Source organism: Billgrantia ethanolica (genome assembly GCF_021404305.1).
GTDB classification, from domain to species: Bacteria; Pseudomonadota; Gammaproteobacteria; order Pseudomonadales; family Halomonadaceae; genus Halomonas; species Halomonas ethanolica.
This window is the reverse complement of the sequence record NZ_JABFTX010000060.1, coordinates 1-278: the sequence shown is the minus strand read 5'-3', so window position 1 is coordinate 278 and position 278 is coordinate 1. Positions and strand designations below refer to the sequence as shown.

Sequence of the window (278 nt, the reverse complement as noted above, 5' to 3'; positions counted from 1 at the left end):
CGCCAACATCGAGGCTGAAGGGACAAACGCATGAATCGCCTAGACAGGGATGTTCAAGTATTCGAAGCCCGTGCAACCGATGCCGACCTCGACGACCTGCGCGCGCGACTGGCCGCGGCGCGGCTACCGGAGACCGAGACGGTCTATCGCGCCGCGCCCGATCCTCGCCGCTGGGATCAGGGTGTTCCTCTCGCCGATCTTGTCGATCTCGTGAACTACTGGCGCACCGAGTATGACTGGAGATCGTTCGAGGCGCGCCTTGACCGTATCGGCCAGTT

1 protein-coding gene is annotated in these 278 nt (G+C 62.9%); it reads left to right on the top strand.

Features of this window, described 5'->3' with window-relative positions; all coding sequences use genetic code 11:
- Positions 1-30 precede the first annotated feature (30 nt).
- On the top strand, positions 31-278 hold a 248-nt coding region (locus HOP53_RS21500), incomplete at its 3' end, for an epoxide hydrolase N-terminal domain-containing protein (protein WP_234271886.1).